Origin of the sequence: Fibrobacter sp., assembly GCF_017545445.1 — a bacterium.
Taxonomy (GTDB): domain Bacteria; phylum Fibrobacterota; class Fibrobacteria; order Fibrobacterales; family Fibrobacteraceae; genus Fibrobacter.
Window position 1 is genome coordinate 16,950 of sequence record NZ_JAFWOM010000101.1, and the last position, 19,057, is coordinate 36,006.

Here is a 19,057-nt window from a genome sequence, read left to right on the forward strand (position 1 = left end):
AGGCAGTAGGAAGTAGACAGTTTAAAATTAGGCGGCTACGCCGCGATTATATCACTTCCGACTTCCTACTTCTAACTTCCTACTGTAAAACAACACCTAATCACTAACCACTGAGTTTTACTATGATCGTCATTATCGACAACTACGATTCCTTTACTTACAATGTCTATCAGGCCATTGCAAAAATCACTCACGAAGAAATCCGCGTGCTCCGCAGCCGCGAATGCACCGTTGAAGACATCGAAAAACTGAACCCGAGCCGCCTCATCGTAAGCCCGGGCCCGGGCCGCCCGGAAGATGCAGGCATCTCCGTGGAAGCCATCAAGCACTTTGCAGGCAAGCTCCCGATTTTGGGCGTGTGCCTCGGCCACCAGGTCATCGGTTACGCCTTTGGCGCAAAGATTGTGCAGGCCAAGTTCATTAAGCACGACATCGCCGAAGAAATCGACCTCGACGGCAAGGGCCTTTTCCGCACCATCGGCAAAAAGAACATCTTCACGCGTTACCACAGCCTCGTCATCGACGAAGCGACGCTCTCCCCGGACTTCGAAGTGACCGCCCGTGCGACCGACGGCGACATCATGGGCATTCGCCACAAGACGCTCCCGATTGAAGGCGTGCAGTTCCACCCGGAATCCATTGCAAGCGGACGTGCCGACGAATTCTTCAAGGCATTCCTCAACTACCGCCGTGAACCGCTCGACGTACGCGGAATTTTGAACACGCTTACCGCAGGCAAAGACCTGAGCCGCGAAACCGCCGAAATGTTCATGGAAGACCTGACGGACGGCATCATGGACGAACGCCAGATGGCCGCCATCCTTACCGCCCTTTCCAGCAAGGGTCCCGTGACCGAAGAAATTGCAGGTTGTGCCAAGGTGCTCAGCAGCAAGAAGCGCAAGTTCCCGTACAGCGGCGATGAACTCACCGATATCGTGGGTACCGGTGGCGACGGCAAGGGAAGCTTCAACGTGAGCTCGCTCTCCGGCCTTATCGCTGCAAGCTGCGGTGCCAAGGTAGCCAAGCACGGCAACCGCGCCGTTTCCAGCAAGTCCGGTGCCGCCGACTTCTACACGGCAGCAGGCTTCAAGCTGGACATGACTCCGGAAAAGGCTGCCAGCGTCATCGACAAGACGAACTTCGTGTTCCTCATGGCTCCGGTCTATCACAGTGCCATGCGATTTGCGGGCCCGGTTCGCGGAGTCCTCGGCGTTAAAACCATCATGAACTTGCTCGGACCTCTCACGAACCCGGCAGAAGCCAAGTACCTCATGCTCGGTGTCTATAGCAAGTCGATTTTGGAACCGTTCACCAAGGCTGCTAAATCCCTCGGTGCCAAGCGCGTGATGGTTGCCATTTCCGATGACGGCTACGATGAAATTTCTCCGTGCGTTCCGACGACGATTGCAGAAATCTTGGAAGACGGTCAGTATCGCGAATACCGCATCGACCCGAAAGACTTCGGCGTCCCGGCGGTAGATCCCGAAGACCTCGCTGGTGGTACGGGTGTCGATAACTTCAACCTCGCTCTCGACGTGCTGAACGGCAAGGGCCGCCCGGGCATCAAGTACGCTTGTGCTTTGAATGCGGGCGCTGCGCTTTACATCAGCAAAAAGGCCGCCAGCATCAAGGAAGGCTTCGACAAGGCAATCAAGGCGATGGAAGATGGTTCTGTCTTGAAAAAGATTGAGGAAGTCAAGGTCGCGACGAACGGGTAATGAGGTCTACCCATAGGGCATAACAACGACTAAGCCAATAAATTGGCAAGTCTTGTATAGGTCGCTTCCGCTCCCTCTGGGGAGTGAGCGCGGGCTACGCCCTTTGGGATATGAACGCAAAAACGCTCCGAGATTCGGAGCGTTTTTTACAACCTAAAAATTACTTTTTCAACTTTTGGATTTTTTTATCAAGCTGTTCAACCTTGGTGGATTTTTTCTTTTTGTTGTATTCCAACCATTGAACCGCAGTAATAGGCTTGTGATTTACCAAATTCAACACATTAATGCTATCCTGCAAAGCTTTGTACTTTACATCCAAAGCCTTTTTCTGTTCTTCTAACTTAGTTTTTAAATAAGCCTCAGCAGAAAGCGTCTTTCCACTTAGAGAATCTGCGACACGTAATGAATCAATATTTTTCTTCAAAACACCGATTTCAGACAAAACGTTCTTTTTCGCCTTGTTAATCTTTGCTATAGAATCACGCACAGCTTTCGGAATCTCGACTTTAACAGAATCCTTCTTTTCAGCCTTTTCCGAAATTTTCTTTAGCCGTACTTCTTCCTTTTTCAGTGCATCGGCGGTTCCACAACGATTGAGAGTAGCACTCCAAATAAGGCACTGGTCTTTAGTGCACAGAGAACGAACACATTGTTCCTCTGTCATAAATTCTTCAGTTTTGTTGCAACCGACCCAGCAAATGCTTAACGCAATGAAGATTGGGATGAATATTTTTTTCATATAACTCTCCTGAAACAAGGTGCTTTAGAAGGAATATACATTTTATTGTATAACTAGAACATCATGCGGTACGGGATTTGATCATCAAATCGGCGTCCTTTGAGATCGTGGAAACTCTTCCGGGTGGAATTTTGCGAATCAGTCCCAATAAACGCACGACGAACGTCATGAATTGCAGTCCTTCCCGAAGAACTCGATTCCATTAAGGTTCCCGAACTACTCGAAAAGCCGCCGGAGCTAGAAATCGGATCACCGCACCCATCGGTCCCTGAGCCTGTCGAAGGGCTGTTGCAAACAATTTCCGACGACGCACTCGCGAACACAATGTTCCTGACAATCGCTTCGCCCGAAACGCCAGACGCCGTCAAGTAAAAGTCCTTCACGCCGCCAATGCTCTTGAGGTTTGAGCAATTCACCGTCGTCCAGCCGTTAGCAACCGACTTCGCGTTGGCTGCCACCAGTTCGCATTCCGAAAGAACGGTTCCGTCCTTTTTGCCGTCGCGAATGCTGAGCTTGCCACCAGTAAGATTCTTCACTTCGATAGCCACTTCCGTAGATTTGATGGAATCCGTCACAACGTTTTCGAAAATAGCGTAACCGCCGTCTTTGATAGCAAATTCATCATTGTCCGTGAGGCGTACGCGGATGCCGTTGTCAAAGCCATTTGCCGGAATCGTATCTTGAATCACACGCAAAAAGTCGATGCGGTCGAGTTCCGCGAAATTACCGTTCGGCGAGGGTTCAATTTCAATAAAGTTGCCGCCACGCTTGAGCGTTGCCGGAACCATCACGATAGACTTTTCAGGGAACGTGCCCCACGAACCTGTTGGCGGAAGCGTCACGGTTTGCGACTTGCCATTGACCGTGACTTTGTGCGTAGCAGCTGCATCGCCGCCGTTTGCATAGCGGTAACGCAGCAAATACTCGCCTGCCGGCATGATGTTCATCGGCAAGCGAATCTTGGAACCTGCCGTATTGACATACGCAAGATATTCTCCATTCGAAGCTGTATTGCTACGCGTAATCGCAAGGTCGCCCGAAACCGCACGCGTAAGCACGCCATGTTCGACTTCGGCACTCAAATAACGCCCGAGGAACGGCTGCCCCATTTCGACCCAGTTGTCATCAGTAAAGACAACATCGCGAATATGGATGTGGTTGAACTTGTCACCATTGAGATCGTAGTAATGATGCACAAAACGCACACGGTTCAAGTCTTGGAAAGCTTCGCCGCCGCCCGGCCCCACGTAACGCCCATAACGTTCCATAAGAATCGTTCCGCCGCCAGTCGCCATATCTGCACCGCTGCGGTCTTTATACGGGCCAGTTACTTTATCAGCACGTCCATACGCCGTTTTGTAAGTTGTCTTTTCAATATCATTACCTTGCTGGCAGCAAATATCCCACGCCGTAAACAAGAAATACTTTCCGCCATGTTCTATGAGGCTCGGTCCTTCTTCAGCACCATTGCTCGCTTTGCTCGTGCGACGTGCAATGTTATAAATTGTCTTGTCGTCACTGGCTTGGTAACCCGTCTTACCGTCCAGTTTTATCAGCTGGATTCCAAGACCGAACGAGCCGAACGCCATCCAGTAATTGCCCTCGGTATCGCGAACAACGTCTGCATCAATCGCATTGTACTTGTCGCTTGTGACCGTATGAATCACGTGGCCATGGTCTTTCCAGCCGTAACCGGTTGTACCCGGAACAATCGAAGTCGTCGCAGTGTAGCCAATCGCAGACGAGCGCTTACCGAAAACGGACACGCAATAATACACGCGGAACTCGCCATTCATGTAGTAAATGTCAGGTGCCCAGATGCCTTCCGTGCCCGGAGCGTACTGATACGCCCACTGCGGAATTGCACTCACCGTTGACTTGTGGTTTTGCCAAGAATAAGCGTCTTCGGAAGTCCATAGTTGCAAATTGTTGTTCGTGCTCATGAGGGCGTAACCGTCCTCGAAACGCACCATGCTCGGGTCGTGCCCCGGTTGCAAATTATCCTTCGCATACCAATCGGCAGCCGACACCGCGGAGACGCACAAAGCACCAACCATAGCGAGAGTCATCGCCGATGAAACTTTATTCAAAACCTTCATTTCCATACTCCTTAAAATTCAATCTAATAAACCTTCACTGGATGGGGCAAAGCCCCTACTCCTTGGCTCGGTTATAAAAATGAGTGAACTCATTTTTGCAACACTCGCCTTCTGAGTAGTCTTCGACTTCGTTACACTTCGCTCAGGATGACGATCAATAACGTCATTCTGAGGAACAACGTGACGAAGAATCCAGTAAAGTCCAGCACTGGTTTCTATCGCTACACTCAGGATGACGGAGAAGCCAACATTCACTTTACAATCACCTTTGCGGTTGCGCGGGAAATGCGGACAAAGTACATCCCCGGACGTAACGTTTTCACACGAATATCAGAACCAAAACCAAAATCCATTACAACACCATTCACATCAAGCAAAGTCCATCTTGTTTCATGGTCCAAACGAATCACACGTGCGGCGCCATCGTAAACCGCGAAACGAGCAGGCATTGTTCCCACACGCGACAATTCCAATCCCGTCTTATCACCCACTCCAGAATCCGCAGGAATCGAATCGTTCGGAATTGAATCTGTCGGTGGCTCGACTTTCGGAAGTTCCGCTTTCACAAGCTTAATCTTCTGGTTGTCCGTTCCCGTGCGAACCCACGTGATGAGCGGCATCCCCACGTCCTTGGAAACATTCAGCACGTCGGCCAAGTAATCGCTATCGTAATCCGCAAAGAGGAAATACCCCTTTTGCACAGACGCATTCTCGATGCGGATTTCGCAAGGTGTCGATTTCGTTGAAACGGTATCCAAAAGCGTCTTGGAAGGGCAATAATATTTCTTTGTCTTAAAGTTCTGCAACGTGTAATAACGTGCGGAATCTCCGCGTGCAAGCACCCAAAGCTGAGCATCGTTCTGTTCGTCCGCAGTCTGCTGCACCACAATACCATCGCGATCTTCGAGCGCCAAATTGCTATGCGAAACCGTCAGGCGGTAACCGCCATCTTCGATAAGCGCGTTGTTGACCGGATCCACGCCATTCGTATGCTTGATTTTCTGGATGTTTCCGTCACGATCGTAATAGAGGTAGTCGATGTTTACGGAACGGCGATATGTCCAGCCGCCCGGAGAATTCGCACCGTGGTACATAAAATACCAATGCCCGAGATACTTGAAAATCGCCTGATGGTTCGTCTCGGAATTGTCCATCTTGTCGTTGATGACGCCTTTTTGCGTCCACGGTCCGTTCAGGCTTGGCGACATGGAATAATTCGTCGTCGATGGATACCCCGAGGCATAGCTGAAGTAATAATTGCCACGGAAATAATGCATCCACGGAGCTTCGAAAAAGTCCTTGATTTTGATGTCTTCGGGCGTGCTTGCAAGCTCAATCATATTCTCTTTGAGCTTCACACGGCGACCCGCATTCCACGAGCCCCAATACATCCAAATGTCGTCGCCATCATAGAAAATCGCAGGGTCAATGTTCAATTTCACATCGTTCGGCGTATTGTCAGTGATAAGCGCCTGCCCGATCGCATCTTTCCACGGGCCGGACGGATGATCCGCCACGGCAACGCCAATCGCAAAACCTTCACTCCCGTTTTCCTTGATGGTCCCGTGATGGACGGCCACATACCAGTAAAACTTGCCATTTCGGTATTCGCAGTGGCCCGCAAAAGCGCTCGCATTCGCCCATTTGAACGTTTTTACGCTCAGAACCGCCCCGTAATCGTGATAATGTTCCATATCATCGGTCACGAGCACGTGCCAATCATTCATAATGAACGATTTATTGTTATTGCCCTGCGGCCCCTGCTCATCGTGCCCCGCAAAAATAAAAAGCGAGTCGTCATGCACAAGGGCAGCGGCATCCGCAGAATAAAAATCAGTCGTCAAAGGGTTCGCCGCAAAAGATGCCGAACCAAGTCCGGCAACGCACAAGCCCCAAATAGCCGAACAGACCGCACCCTTTACGGCACGATTCCGTCTAGTCAAAGACTCCAAACCCTTTGATTCCATAGACTTCTCCCATACATCCACACTCGTTAAAAGCCCGGTAACAATAAATATATACTTTTATTTATTAAAAGTCCACATATTTTTTTATGATTTATGGATGGTGGAGCAGTGGTTAGTGGTTGGTGGTTAGTGGTTAGAGGAATGCTTGCGGGCGTCATCCTGAGCAACGCGAAGGATCCAGTGACTGTGTTAGAGGCTGGTCATTAGTCTTTGGTCGTTGGTCGTTAGTCATTGGCCGTTAGTCATTAGTCACTGGTCGTTAGCATCCTGCATTTTGATATTGGAACAGGAGAATACTACATTCATTTTTTCGGGAGGAAAAGCATCAGAAACAGGCTATTTCAGAATTAAAAGTCCACAGTTTGAATACGGCAATTAATTTTAGGTGAAAGTTTTTGGTTTTCTTGAGAGCTATTTACACCAACCTTTTTGCACACTCGCGGGCTTCGCGGATAATTTCTTCCTCGCCTTCGACATGGCGGCCACGCATCACGAACTGGCCGTTGCACATCACGGAATCAATTGCGCTTGAATTTGCCGAATAGACCCAGTTGCTATAGATGTTGTAGCGAGGCACCATGCGTTCGTTGTTCAAATCGATCAGCAAGCAATCCGCAAGATAGCCTTCTTCGATGCGGCCAGCCTTAAGCCCAAAGAAATTTGCCACATTGCTCGTCGCCATTTTCAAAGCGTCTTCTGCCGGAAGCGTTTCCGCCGTACCGAGATACTTTGCCAAAAGCGCAATCGTTTTCATTTCTTCCTGCATGTCGAGGTTGTTGTTCGACGAATCGCCGTCCGTGCCGAGTCCAAGCTTCATGCCGTCTTTGAGCATTTCAGCCACCTGCGGAATTCCGCTGTTCAACTTCATGTTAGAGCACGGATTCAAAATAGCCGTCGCCCCCGATTCCGCAAAAATTTTACGGTCCGATGACGTAAAGTGCGTACAATGAGCCGCAGAGAAGTTCGAATTCAAGCCACCCAAGCGCTTCCAGAATTCCACAGGAGTGCAGCCGAACTGTTCCATGCAATTCTTAATTTCGGTCATCGTTTCAGACAAATGCGTATGAATTTTGTAATTCTCATCATGAGCAAGTTCAATCAACTCAGCGGTTTTCTCCTCGCCCACCGTATAAATTGCATGAGGCATCACCACAAGCTGTACACGCTCCGATTCGCCCGTATGATTCTTCAAAAAATCCACATTCGCAGCCCAAGCCTCCGATGACATCAGCGGTTCTGCAAAAGTAACGCCAATAGCCGCCCGGATCCCCATTTCTTCGACGGCACGCATCGTTTGTTCACGATGCCAGTACATGTCTGCAAAGAACACCGTCCCCGACTTGATCATTTCGAGAATCGCCAGGTGGCTCCCAACAGCGATATCGTCAGGCGTAAGTTTCGCCTCGGTCGGCCAAATATATTCGTTGAGCCATTTGCCAAGTTCCATGTCATCGGCAAAGCCTCGCAGCAAGGACATCGCCGCATGCGTATGACCGTTATAAAACGCCGGCATAATTGCAAAATTCGAACAATCGACGACTTCAGCACCTTCGTAATCCACAGGCTCCAATGGACGAGATACTTTATCAAAAACATTTCCAACAATCAAGATGTCGGTACGAGCATCTTCGGATTTTTTGTTCGGCAACAGAACGGATTTCAATATAATTTTTTTCACTTTCACCTTCTTTTTGCAAAATGAGTAAAGTATTTCGCCATTTTTGATTATATTATAATAATATGAATTACGATTGTCCAGAAACTTTGCCCATTTCAAGGAATGAATTTTCCCAGATACATATTTTCAAGAACATTCAGTTCGAGCAACTCGCTGGATTTCTATTAAAATGTTCCGTTAAATATTTCGACAACGGAGAAACCATTCTCTCCCCCGCAAGCCGTCAAAAGGCTGTTTATATTCTCATCAGCGGCCTACTTCAAATGACCGTGGAATCAGAAAAAGGAGGAACGTTTTCCCTAGCCGTTGAACCCGGCCAATGTGTCGGAGAAATGTCCGTTTTAGACAACACTACCCCCTGCGCGACAATCATCGCAAAAGAAAAAAGCAAAATTCTTTACATTCCGGCAGACACCGTACTATCAATGGTGCGTTTTTCACACGAACTCTGCTTGAATTTTTTGCTGATGCTGAGCCAGCGTCTCCGCAGAGACAACATAATCGTCTGCGAAGAACAACATCACATCCGTTGCATCGAGGAAAATGCAAAAATAGACCCGATGACAGGACTTCACAACCGTCGTTGGCTAGAAGACATGTACACGCGAGAAATAAACCGTAGCAACATAGGTCATTTCAAACTTGTTGCATTCATGCTCGACATCGACCATTTCAAACAAGTAAACGACACTTACGGACATCTAGCTGGAGACCTTGTTCTTATTTCGGTAGCTCAGACGCTTATCCGCAGTTTAAGACCTTCAGACATGCCCGTACGCTATGGCGGCGAAGAATTTTCGATATTCCTTCCAGGAGCAACCGACGAACAAGCAAAAATCGTTGCAAGCCGGATTCGCAACAACATAGAAAACATGAGTGTGACCTTGAACGACGGAACTATTCTGCAAGTGACTGTAAGTATCGGCTACGCAGAACGAATCGATAACGACACTGTAGAATCGCTCATAGAACGAGCAGACAAAGCGCTGTACTATGCCAAGGAAAACGGAAGGAACTGCGTCAGCAAAAATTGCGGCGGAGGGAAATTCGAATTGCTGAGATAAGACTAGCGAACAACACGAGAAAAAGGCTTCTCTTTTGAGGAGCCTTTTTGGATTATTATGCAGTGAGTATCGTATCTGCGGTTAGTACAGTGTAAGGAGTTCCCCGAACAAGTCAGGAAAGACAACGCGAAGGGAGAACGAATTTGTAAAGAGAACCGTGTACGCAAATAGAACTGTGTCAAGATGCCACACGGATTGTGAAAAAACTAACGTTTTTTCTTTTTTCCTAAAGGGGAACGTGTAAGCCAGCCACAGCCCTTCGGCATAAGATTGGCAAGAGGGACCTTAGTCCAAAGAGACTATGCTGATGATAGGAGCTTAACGTTCTTCTAACATTTTCTTCACGGAAAATGCAAATTCTTGCAAACTAGGGTCTCTAGCACCCATCAGCAAAATTGTGTCGCCCGGTTCGGCGTACTCGAGCATTTTCTTTGCGCACTCGTTGCGGTCGGCTATGTAAATCGCTTCGCAGCCCTTGAGAATCAAGTCGTCCGCAAGGTCGCCTGCGCTAATGTCACGCGTAACAGTTCCGCCAGCGTAATAGATTTCACTAAAGAACATCACATCGTTCTTGCGGTCAAAATCCATGTCCATCGGGCGGAGCGTTTTGGCGATAAAGTCCACCAAGTCCTTGCGCAAGAATCGTGTCGGGCCAAAGCCATGCGGCTGGAACCAAGCAATCACGCGACCCTCGGTAAAGTCCTGAGCGCTTTTGATGCTTGCGGCAATTTTTGCCGGATTGTGAGCAAAGTCATCGACAAGCGTGACTCCGTTAAACGTTCCAAGAATCTGGTGACGGCGGAACACGCCCGGAAATGTTGCAAGCGCATCGGCGCATGTGTGGAGCGAGACGCCCGCGCGGAGAGCGGCTGCGGTTGCGGCCAAAGCATTTTCCATATTGTGCTTGCCCGGCAGCGGAATTTCGAACTTCACAAGTTCGTTGCCATGGCGCACGCGGAACTGGATATGCGTCCCGACCGACTTAAAGTCAATTCCCTGAACGCTCACATAGCTTTCATAGCCAAAGTCAAATTCACGACCAGCGCTGAACTTCTTTGCAAGCGGATGAGCATCGTTCACAATCAAGATGTGCCCTGCGCTCAAGACGTTCTGGCTAAACTTCAAGAAAATTTGTTCGAGTTCGGAGATTTCCTTATGGTCCTTATCGATGTTCAGAATGACACCGATTTCCGGTTCATAGCGAACAAGCGTTCCATCGCTTTCATCGACTTCGGCAACGAGCCACTGCCCCTTGCCACTCACAGCGTTACCAATCTTGCCCTGAGCCTGCAAGTTCACGAGGCCAGCACCCGTCATCACGGACGGCTGGAGTCCAGCGTAATCGAGAATGTGGTAAACCATCGCGGTCACCGTTGACTTTCCGCTCGTGCCGCTAATCGCAATCGTGCGCGCTTCCTTCGAAATCTTCGCAAGCATTTCGCTGCGGTGCATCACCGGGACGCCAAGTTCCTTGGCGCGCTTCAAATCCGGATTCGAATCTTCGATAGCGGTGCTCACCACGACTGCGGTAAGGCCTTCGACAACGCCGGAACCATCCTGCGCAAAGCACTTGATTCCGCAATCTTCGAGTTGGCTCATGACAAGCGGCTTCTCGGCATTTCCGTTCAGGAACTCGCCGAACTGACGGTCGCTACCGCTCACGGCAACGCCCTTGCCCACCAAATACTGCGCGATGGCACTCATGCCCACGCCAGCAACACCGATAAAGAAGTAAGATTCGTTCATATTTAAGAAGGAAGTTAGAAGTAGGAAGTAGACAGTGGTCAGTGGTTACTAATCTATAGTCTTCGCCAGGAATAAATAACCCGAGACAACGTGTCGTTCAAAAAATATAAATCTGTATGTTCCACAAAATATTTCAAATCACATTTTGGGCGGCGTATTTCACAAATACTTTTCATACGAGCACAATCCTTGTCATTATCTGAGCAATGATAACAATCATAATCGGAACAATAATATTTTTCTTTTTTATTCAAAAGCCAGTGATTTCCATCCTTTTCAAAATCAACAAAGTCAATCTTCTCATAATCCGATAATTTTGCACCTACAGAAACGCGATTTTTTAAAAGAACCGGAGCCTTGCATTTTTTCAAAGAAGAGTCTTTTTTTCTATTAAATTCAATCGTTGTCAGCGTATCCCATTTTGCGGAAGCATCCGAAACAAAACGATATTCAACATCTTCGAACGAACATTCAAAAAAAGCTAGCCGATTATTCTTCGCATCAAGCGAATCCTGCAAGGTGCAACTATCACAAAGAATATCTTTCATTGCAAGCTTATCACGCCTTCCATATTGAATGACATCAATAACATTCTCCGCATCTGCAGGAGCCTCTTTCAAATACTGAAGCGAGGTTATAACCTTTTCACAAGCTACCGTATCACTATTTTGCGGATTATACGAAAATTCAAAATAAAGTACAGAATTCACAGAAGTAGTTCCCATAGCCATCATATGTACTTTGTAAGGAGCATCGCTAGCACCCCCAAAATCAAAATCATCCCTGGTTCCAACAGAAACAACTTTACCTACGCTAAGAGATCCATTCCAATACAAATGAGACTGAGGATGATTGCCAATATACAAGAAGATGTGACCAGACTGTCCATCAATGTTGTATGTTACAAAATCCATTTTCGTATCGAATTTTTTGACAAACCAATCTTTGGGAACTCGAAGGGAAAAATGATCTTTTACATCAACAACAAGCTTCGTTTCTTCTTCTACATTAACACTAGCATTCTCTTGCACAGAAGTTTCCTTGCAAGAAGCAAGGAACATCACAAATGCAGAAAAAAAGCAAATAAAAAAGAGTTTCATACAACGACAGCAATTCAGAACTTTACCGGATTCTTCGACTCCGCTACGCTTCGCTCAGAATGACACGTTTTCATTTACCCCAGCAACTCTGGATCAATTGTAGGTTCGTATCCGGGTTCGACGAAATCTTCCGGGGCGATTCCTTTGCGACGAGCAGCCTTCATCTGCTTGATGAGCTTGCGTTCGGCAGCAACGGCACGGCGTTTCGCGGCGGTCTGAGCCTTTTCGGCAAGGCGCTGGGCGCGTGTCTTGCGTTCCTTCACTGGAGCGGCTTCATCCGGCGAAATCTCCAGCGGTTCTGCATATTCGTCAAATTCATCATCTTCGTCAAAGCGAATCTGCGCATCGAAATCGCGGAAGCCTTCTTCTTCGTCATACACAGGCGCCGATGATGGGCATTCCTTTTTCAAGAGCTTGAGCACATTTGCAAACGGCTCTTCCATCGGAACCTTGAACGTAAGCTTCTTGTTCGTACGCGGATGGATGAGTTCAATCTTCACGGCCTGCAAAAGCTGCGCCGGAGCAATTTCAAGAACCTTCTCGGCCACCGGCTTCATCAGAGGCGGCACACGATTCAAACTTTCGTCGCGACCATCGTAAAGCGGATCGCCTACAACCGGATGGCCCGTGTAACGGCTATGCACGCGAATCTGGTGCGTACGGCCAGATTCCAACTGCAATTCTAAGAGCGTCGCAATCGCAAAGAACTGCTTCGCCACATAATGCGTACGGCTTTCCTTGCCGCCCTTTACCACCGCCATCTTGAGACGGTTCTTCGGGTTACGACCAATCGGAGCGTCAATCGTTCCTTCGAGGTCACGCGGGCACCCCCACACAAGTGCATTGTACGTGCGATGGAGCGTACGCGTTTCGAGCTGGTGCGCCAAATGCCTGTGTGCGGCATCGTTTTTCGCGACCACCATAAGCCCCGGCGTATCCTTGTCCAAGCGATGAACAATACCCGGACGGAGCGGACCATTCACGGATGAAAGATTTTCCTTAAAGTGATGCAAAAGCGCTGCAGCAAGCGTACCCTTGCTAATACCATTACCCGGATGCACCACCAGATTGCGCGGCTTGTTGATGACCACGATATCGTCATCTTCATAAACAATATTCAGCGGAATATCTTCGGGTTCAAGCGTCGAAGATTCCTTCTCGATCATCTTTTCAACGACAACCGCCATCCCCGTTTCTACGCGGAAGTTCTTGGATACTTTACCACCGCCGACCTTGACTTCGCCCGCTTCAATCAGCTTCTGCACATCCGTGCGGGAGACATTTTCCATAACGCCAACAAGGAACTTGTCGATACGTTCACCATTATGTTGTTCTTCTACGATGTAATTCATATTTAGTAGGAAGTAGGAAGTAAGAAGTAAGAAGTAGAACTGTCTACTTCCTACCGTCTACTTCCGACTGATTGTTAGATTCTTTTTCTTCCTTAATTTGCTTATGCAACTTGCGCAAAAACACGGGAGACAAAATCACCAATGCAACGCCGACGGTCACGAACGAGTCCGCCACGTTGAACGTCGGGAATCGGGTCATGATAAAGTCCGGAAAATCGCAATCGATAAAATCTACCACCTGCTGCATGCGCATGCGGTCGATGAAGTTACCGACAGCACCGCCGAGAATCATCACCACGCCCAAGCGGCTCAAGTAATCGCGTTTGTCGATGGACTTGTAAAACCACGCGAGAGCAACAGCCGCGACAATCGAAATCAGCAAAAAGAACAGCCACGGCGGCAGGAACGGCATCAAGTCCTGCGGCCTGCTACTAAAAGCAGCGCCCTTGTTGAACACCAGCTGAAACCGCACAAGTTCTCCAATCACAGGAATTTTCTCGTACGTCATATTCCCGGCTTCATCGGTAAAACGCGAGAGAGCCCACAGCTTCGTCAACTGGTCTGAAATAATGCTAAAAATAATCACCGCCACATGGAACGGCCACTTGTTATAAAACTTCATGTTATCTTGCATAAAATTCCTTTTGTATAGATTGCTTCGCCCCCACTTCGACTTAAGGTTGGTGAGCCTGTCGAACCACAGTGACCTTGGGCTCGCAATGACAATATCAATCCTTTTATCACTGGATCCCCTCCCTAACGGTCGAGGATGACAATCGGTTGGTGAGCTCGGTTAGTGAACCTGTCGAACTATGTCGAACCACTCTCGTCTTTCGTCTCTAGTCTCTCGTCTTTCGTCTAACCACGCCCCTTAATTCTCGCGTAAGCTTCATCAATCCACTTGTCCGAATAGAAGTGCATCGACGTTTCCTTGACTATCCGCTTCACGGTATCGCGCGTGATTTTCACCTTCTTGTCCGAAGTGAACACCGACACGCCATCCCCGATCAAGCTCAAGTTCTCTGCCGCCATAAAGAGCGGCCAAAGGCAGAATAGCCTCGTGCGCATCTTGATGTTCGGGATGAGCTTCGTGTATGCAATCGAATCATCCAAATGTCGCCACGCCTTTTGAACAAGTTCCGCAAGCACGGCTCCACATTTTTGCGGATCCGCCCCCGCCTTGAACAAATCGCTCGAATGTTCAAAACCGTGACGGCGGCAAATCTCTTCTGGAATAAAGCACACGCGGCGGCCAGAATCCTCAACGCAGTCCTTCACGATGTTCGTGACCTGCAATGCAAGCCCAAAACTCACGTCCAGCTTCGAAAGTTCCGCCTCGCGTTCTTTGCTGATCAAGCATGTATCGGCAGAGAATAGCTTCGTCAAAAGTTTGCCGACAATGCCTGCCACATAGTAGCAGTATTCGTCCAGTTCGCCTACGTTTTCAAGCGTGAACCAGCCCGCCGAAAGAGCCGCCTCCTGACGAAGAGCGAACTTCGCCATTCCGCCACACATTTCAATCACGACATCGCAAACCGGCTTCTTGTAAGCATCCGGGAGAGACTTCAAAAGCGGCACCACGACTTCGGACTTCGAGCAAAGATCCTTGTTCGGGTCTTCGGAGCCATGCCAAGAATCTGGGAGCGCGGCCACGAACGTGCGAATTTTCTCGGTTTCAAGTTCGCCCGTCTTGAACACATCGGCAAACAGCGCAAGCACGCGATCTTTTTCAGTCGCCTTCATGTCCGGATCGTCTTCGACCGTATCGGCAATACGCAAATAAAGGTACGCGAGCAAAATACTGCGATGCAACTTGCCTCGCAAAACCTGAATGTTCAGAGCAAATGTGCGAGACACAAGCTGCAAAACATCCTCGGCGTACTTCCACGCCGCCTTGCCTTCGAGGACTTCTTCAACCTTGTATAATCCATCCAATTTTTTTATCATACTTGCTCTTTCTAGTGATTAGTGGTTGGTGATTAGTGGTTAGAGATGTAAAGGAAACGATCCTATTACACATCCTGCTTACTAACCACTAAATTCATTCCTGCCTACCGCCTACTATCTACTTCCAACGAATCTCTCGTCTTACCTCACTAGATCCCCTCCCGCGCTACGCTTGGTCGAGGATGACACCGCCCACTTTCCTCTTTCAACTTCCTACCACCTACTTCCTACTGCCTATCACCTAAAACCTATCACCTAACAAACCTCTTTCGTCTGTAGCCCGAAGGGCGTTCTCTCGTCTTTCGTCTAACTTCACTGGATCCCCTCCCGCGCTACGCTTGGTCGAGGATGACACCGCCCACATCCCACTTCCAACTTCCTACCGCCTACTGTCTACTTCCTACTACCTACTAATACACCTCAAACATTTCCGGGGGGACTTTCTTGGACTTGGCCATCGCTTTCACGTACCTCCAAAAGCGGTGATGATCCTCAGCATTGCGAAGCTTATGCGCATAACTCAATCCCGCACGGTCCTGCACATTCTCTTCTGACATCATAATCCCCTTACAGTCTATCCCATAGCGAACCCAGCGGTATTCCAAGTAAAACGCCGACTGGAACAAGTCCGTGAGCTTGAGTTCCGTCCGACGCACCATCAAATACGCCACAATAGCAAAGATAATCACCGACAAGAATCCCAAATTAGAGTACGTCTCAAGCCCCTGCTTCTTCAAGAGCCACACAACGACAAGCGAAGACGCAGCTGAAACGACGAGCGTAAACAAGATATCGCAAAAACGCAAAAGCTTCACACGTTCAGGATGCTTGACAAAGCCTTCCGAAACGTAGGCCCATTTTTCGCCTCGATTGACCTGTTTTTTCATAAAAACGACATACGAGACATTCCTAAACCAAAAATGGAGCCCCACCCACAAAAGCACCGGGAGCCAGAAAAAATATTCCAGAAAAAAATTCACATCCATTGTATCAAATAATAGAAAAATTGCAATTTTTTTAAGGACAATAGCGACTTTACATTGGCAAAAATCATTTGTTAAAATTTAGTTACGTTCAAACAAATATTTTTTTTAACTTAATTTCGTATGAACCTATCAACACGTCCGCCAAATTAGCTAAATTGTAACGCCAAGTTGTTGATAGATTTCGAACTCACAGGACGAGGATTGAGAAATGCAGGTTGAATGGGAAAGATGCTTGAACTACCTCCATGGAATGCTGTCGGATACGGTATTCAAGACATATTTTGCACAGACCAAGCTCGTAAGCCAGACCACGGGACACGCCGTTATCGCTGTTCCTCCTGGACTCGATGTCAAAGTCTATGCAGCCTACAAGGATTTGATCCGCCTTGCATGGAAAGATGTTTCGCACGACGACTCCCCGATTGAATTTGATTTCCAGCCACAAGATGTCTATCAGCCGCAAGCAAGGGCTACGGAAAATTCTTTCCGCGAATTCATCAAGCCAAGCGTCCCGCTTTCGGGCAGCTTCCGTTTCGAAAACTTCGTCCCCGGCGACAAGGCTCAGCTCGCATACAACGCGGCACTCGCTGTTGCAAGGAATCCGGACGGTACGCAATATAACCCGTTATTTATTTATGGGTCTTCTGGCCTTGGCAAGACGCACTTGCTCCAGTCCATCGGCAACTACATTCTCGAAGAAGATCCGACCAAGCGCGTGATTTACCTCACATCCGAAGACTTCTCGCAGCAGTACATGAAGTGCCTGCAAGAAAAGCGCATCACCGAAATGTCGGACTTCTACCGCAACGAAGTCGATATTCTTTTGATTGACGACATCCAGAACTGGACGGGCAAGTACGAAACGCAAAACGAATTTTTCTTGATTTTTAACGCACTGCACCAAGCAGGCAAACAGATTGTGCTTACCTCCGATGCACCTGCCGCCGAAGTCAAGAACCTCTCCGACCGCCTCGTGAGCCGATTCTCGTGGGGCTTAACCGTCGATATCCAGCCGCCAGACGTGGAAACACGCGAAGCCATCCTCCACAAGAAGGCCGAAGAACGCCACCTCGAAATCAGCGACGAAGTCATACGTTACCTTGCTGAAAATATTGCAAGCAACGTGCGTTGCCTCGAAAGCGCCATCATCAAGCTCACGCTCCAGTCGAGCCTCATGAGCCACGACATCGACATGAACATCGCACAGAAGGTCGTCACCGAAATCGCCCCGACGCTCCGCCGCCGCGTAAGCCTCGATTCCGTGCTCCACGCCGTATCGCAGCACTACGAAGTCCCCGAAACAAAGCTCATCGAACCGGGCCGCGGCACCAAGGAAATCTCTAAAGCAAGGCAAGTCGCCATGTTCCTCATGCGCGAACTCTCCCCCATCAGCTTGCAGAGCATCGGCTCTCGCTTTGGCGGCAAGGACCACTCCACCGTCGTGCACGCCATCAAGAGCGTCAAGAAAGAAATGGAGACCGACCCGAGTTTCGCCCGTTTGATTGAAAGTCTCAAGAACGCCATACACGACTAGACGAAAGCGGTTCAGCCATGATACTTTACCACGGCTCCGAAAAAAAAATTCCAGTTCCCGAATGGGGCAAAGGCAATCCCAAAAACGATTACGGGCTGGGATTCTATTGCACGGAGTCGCAAGATTTAGCTAAAGAATGGGCTTGTCAAAAAAATGTCGATGGTTTCGCAAACGCATACTCACTAAATACAGACGGGCTTCGCATTTTAGATTTGTCCGAAGACAAATTCAGCTTATTGCATTGGCTTACCATACTGATGCAGAACCGAGTATTCTCCACCAAATCGCCTATCGGAAAACAAAATCTGCAATTTCTGACAGAACGATTTCAATTAGACTATGAAGAATACGATATAATCCGTGGATATCGAGCCAACGATTCCTATTTTTCGTTCGCAAGTGATTTTCTTGAAAATATCATTCCAATACAATGCCTCGCCAATTCGATGAAACTTGGAAGTCTCGGCTTGCAAACTGTACTGAAATCAAGAAAAAGCTTTTTGCAGCTCACTTTTGAAAAAGCCGAAAAAGCTGACAAAGAAACCTATTACATCAAGTACAAAGAGCGCGATTCATCTGCAAGAAAATCGTATTTCGAAAGTCTGCGACACACACAGCCAAGCGAATCCATTTACTTAATTGACCTTGTCCGAAATCCGGAGTTGCTCAATGACATTTCCCTATGAAGAAATGTATCTCGCCGCAGTGCAAGAAAATCTAGGCTTCTTTTTCCAGTTAGCTCTCCGCGAATCGGGCTTATCCATAAAAGAAGTGCAAGACAAATTCCTTGCATCTGACGTTCCAACGCAAATTGAATACGGAAATCCAGACTTTCTATGCGGCAAATCCGGCTACGAACTTGCGATACTCGCATTCCCAAATACATTCACCGATGAAATTTTAAACAAAGCGATTGCAGAACCTTTTTACCCACAAGCAGAATACTGGAGCGGCATGGTTCTCGCCTATTGTCAGTGGAAATCAGGAAAAACATTCAAGTCCATTCTTGAACATTATCCCCTAGAACGAATTCTTTCTGATTATCACTTAATGCACGAAGCGGATATCTCAAAAATTGCAGAACAAATTATTTCTGCACAAGATTAAGAGATCCACTAGTAAAGCCC

General features: G+C 48.3%; 15 protein-coding genes. 5 read left to right on the top strand and 10 right to left on the bottom strand.

Annotation, left to right across the window (positions count from 1 at the left end; translation table 11 throughout):
- Positions 1 to 122 precede the first annotated feature (122 nt).
- A complete protein-coding gene (locus IKG78_RS11510) occupies positions 123 to 1,718 on the top strand; it encodes a bifunctional anthranilate synthase component II/anthranilate phosphoribosyltransferase (RefSeq protein ID WP_290943536.1) in 1,596 nt (531 codons plus the stop codon).
- A gap of 160 nt (positions 1,719 to 1,878) precedes the next feature.
- Here IKG78_RS11510 and IKG78_RS11515 read toward each other — a convergent pair whose 3' ends face one another.
- The 4 genes from IKG78_RS11515 to IKG78_RS11530 form a co-directional block, all read right to left on the bottom strand.
- Entirely contained in the window at positions 1,879 to 2,457 is a 579-nt protein-coding gene (locus IKG78_RS11515; RefSeq protein WP_290943539.1) for a hypothetical protein, read from the bottom strand.
- A gap of 53 nt (positions 2,458 to 2,510) precedes the next feature.
- On the bottom strand, positions 2,511 to 4,562 hold the full coding sequence (locus IKG78_RS11520) for a family 43 glycosylhydrolase (RefSeq protein ID WP_290943541.1): 2,052 nt from the start codon (positions 4,560 to 4,562) through the stop codon (positions 2,511 to 2,513).
- A 245-nt stretch (positions 4,563 to 4,807) separates the two neighbouring features.
- On the bottom strand, positions 4,808 to 6,523 hold the full coding sequence (locus IKG78_RS11525) for a family 43 glycosylhydrolase (RefSeq protein ID WP_290943543.1): 1,716 nt from the start codon (positions 6,521 to 6,523) through the stop codon (positions 4,808 to 4,810).
- A gap of 415 nt (positions 6,524 to 6,938) precedes the next feature.
- Positions 6,939 to 8,201, bottom strand: coding sequence for an amidohydrolase (locus tag IKG78_RS11530; RefSeq protein WP_290943545.1), 1,263 nt, complete (start codon positions 8,199 to 8,201; stop codon positions 6,939 to 6,941).
- A 62-nt stretch (positions 8,202 to 8,263) separates the two neighbouring features.
- Between IKG78_RS11530 and IKG78_RS11535 the strand changes: the two genes are divergently transcribed.
- Positions 8,264 to 9,265, top strand: a complete 1,002-nt coding sequence (locus tag IKG78_RS11535) for a GGDEF domain-containing protein (protein WP_290943547.1) — start codon at positions 8,264 to 8,266, stop codon at positions 9,263 to 9,265.
- Positions 9,266 to 9,583: 318 nt separating this feature from the next.
- Here IKG78_RS11535 and IKG78_RS11540 read toward each other — a convergent pair whose 3' ends face one another.
- The 6 genes from IKG78_RS11540 to IKG78_RS11565 all read right to left on the bottom strand — a co-directional run bounded on the left by IKG78_RS11540 (position 9,584) and on the right by IKG78_RS11565 (position 16,297).
- Positions 9,584 to 11,011 (bottom strand): Mur ligase family protein, encoded by a 1,428-nt coding sequence (locus IKG78_RS11540; protein WP_290943550.1) that lies wholly within the window; start codon positions 11,009 to 11,011, stop codon positions 9,584 to 9,586.
- Between the two features lie 53 nt (positions 11,012 to 11,064).
- Positions 11,065 to 12,111 (bottom strand): hypothetical protein, encoded by a 1,047-nt coding sequence (locus IKG78_RS11545; protein ID WP_290943552.1) that lies wholly within the window; start codon positions 12,109 to 12,111, stop codon positions 11,065 to 11,067.
- A 74-nt stretch (positions 12,112 to 12,185) separates the two neighbouring features.
- Positions 12,186 to 13,463 carry an RluA family pseudouridine synthase gene (locus tag IKG78_RS11550; protein ID WP_290943555.1) on the bottom strand — a complete coding sequence of 426 codons (1,278 nt, stop codon included), beginning with the start codon at positions 13,461 to 13,463 and terminating at the stop codon, positions 12,186 to 12,188.
- Positions 13,464 to 13,506: 43 nt separating this feature from the next.
- Positions 13,507 to 14,085, bottom strand: coding sequence for a signal peptidase II (lspA, locus tag IKG78_RS11555; RefSeq protein WP_290943557.1), 579 nt, complete (start codon positions 14,083 to 14,085; stop codon positions 13,507 to 13,509).
- A 236-nt stretch (positions 14,086 to 14,321) separates the two neighbouring features.
- Positions 14,322 to 15,410, bottom strand: a complete 1,089-nt coding sequence (locus tag IKG78_RS11560; protein WP_290943559.1) for a squalene/phytoene synthase family protein — start codon at positions 15,408 to 15,410, stop codon at positions 14,322 to 14,324.
- Between the two features lie 410 nt (positions 15,411 to 15,820).
- Positions 15,821 to 16,297 (bottom strand): hypothetical protein, encoded by a 477-nt coding sequence (locus IKG78_RS11565; RefSeq protein ID WP_290943562.1) that lies wholly within the window; start codon positions 16,295 to 16,297, stop codon positions 15,821 to 15,823.
- 307 nt (positions 16,298 to 16,604) lie between these two features.
- Here IKG78_RS11565 and dnaA point away from each other — a divergent pair, with 307 nt between their 5' ends.
- The 3 genes from dnaA to IKG78_RS11580 are packed head-to-tail and all read left to right on the top strand — an operon-like array spanning position 16,605 to position 19,037.
- On the top strand, positions 16,605 to 17,930 hold the full coding sequence (dnaA, locus tag IKG78_RS11570; RefSeq protein WP_290943564.1) for a chromosomal replication initiator protein DnaA: 1,326 nt from the start codon (positions 16,605 to 16,607) through the stop codon (positions 17,928 to 17,930).
- 17 nt (positions 17,931 to 17,947) lie between these two features.
- Positions 17,948 to 18,616, top strand: coding sequence for a DUF3990 domain-containing protein (locus tag IKG78_RS11575; protein ID WP_290943567.1), 669 nt, complete (start codon positions 17,948 to 17,950; stop codon positions 18,614 to 18,616).
- Complete coding sequence (locus tag IKG78_RS11580) at positions 18,600 to 19,037, top strand: hypothetical protein (RefSeq protein WP_290943569.1); 438 nt, start codon at positions 18,600 to 18,602, stop codon at positions 19,035 to 19,037. Before IKG78_RS11575 ends, IKG78_RS11580 begins: the two co-directional genes overlap by 17 nt.
- Positions 19,038 to 19,057: the final 20 nt, after the last annotated feature.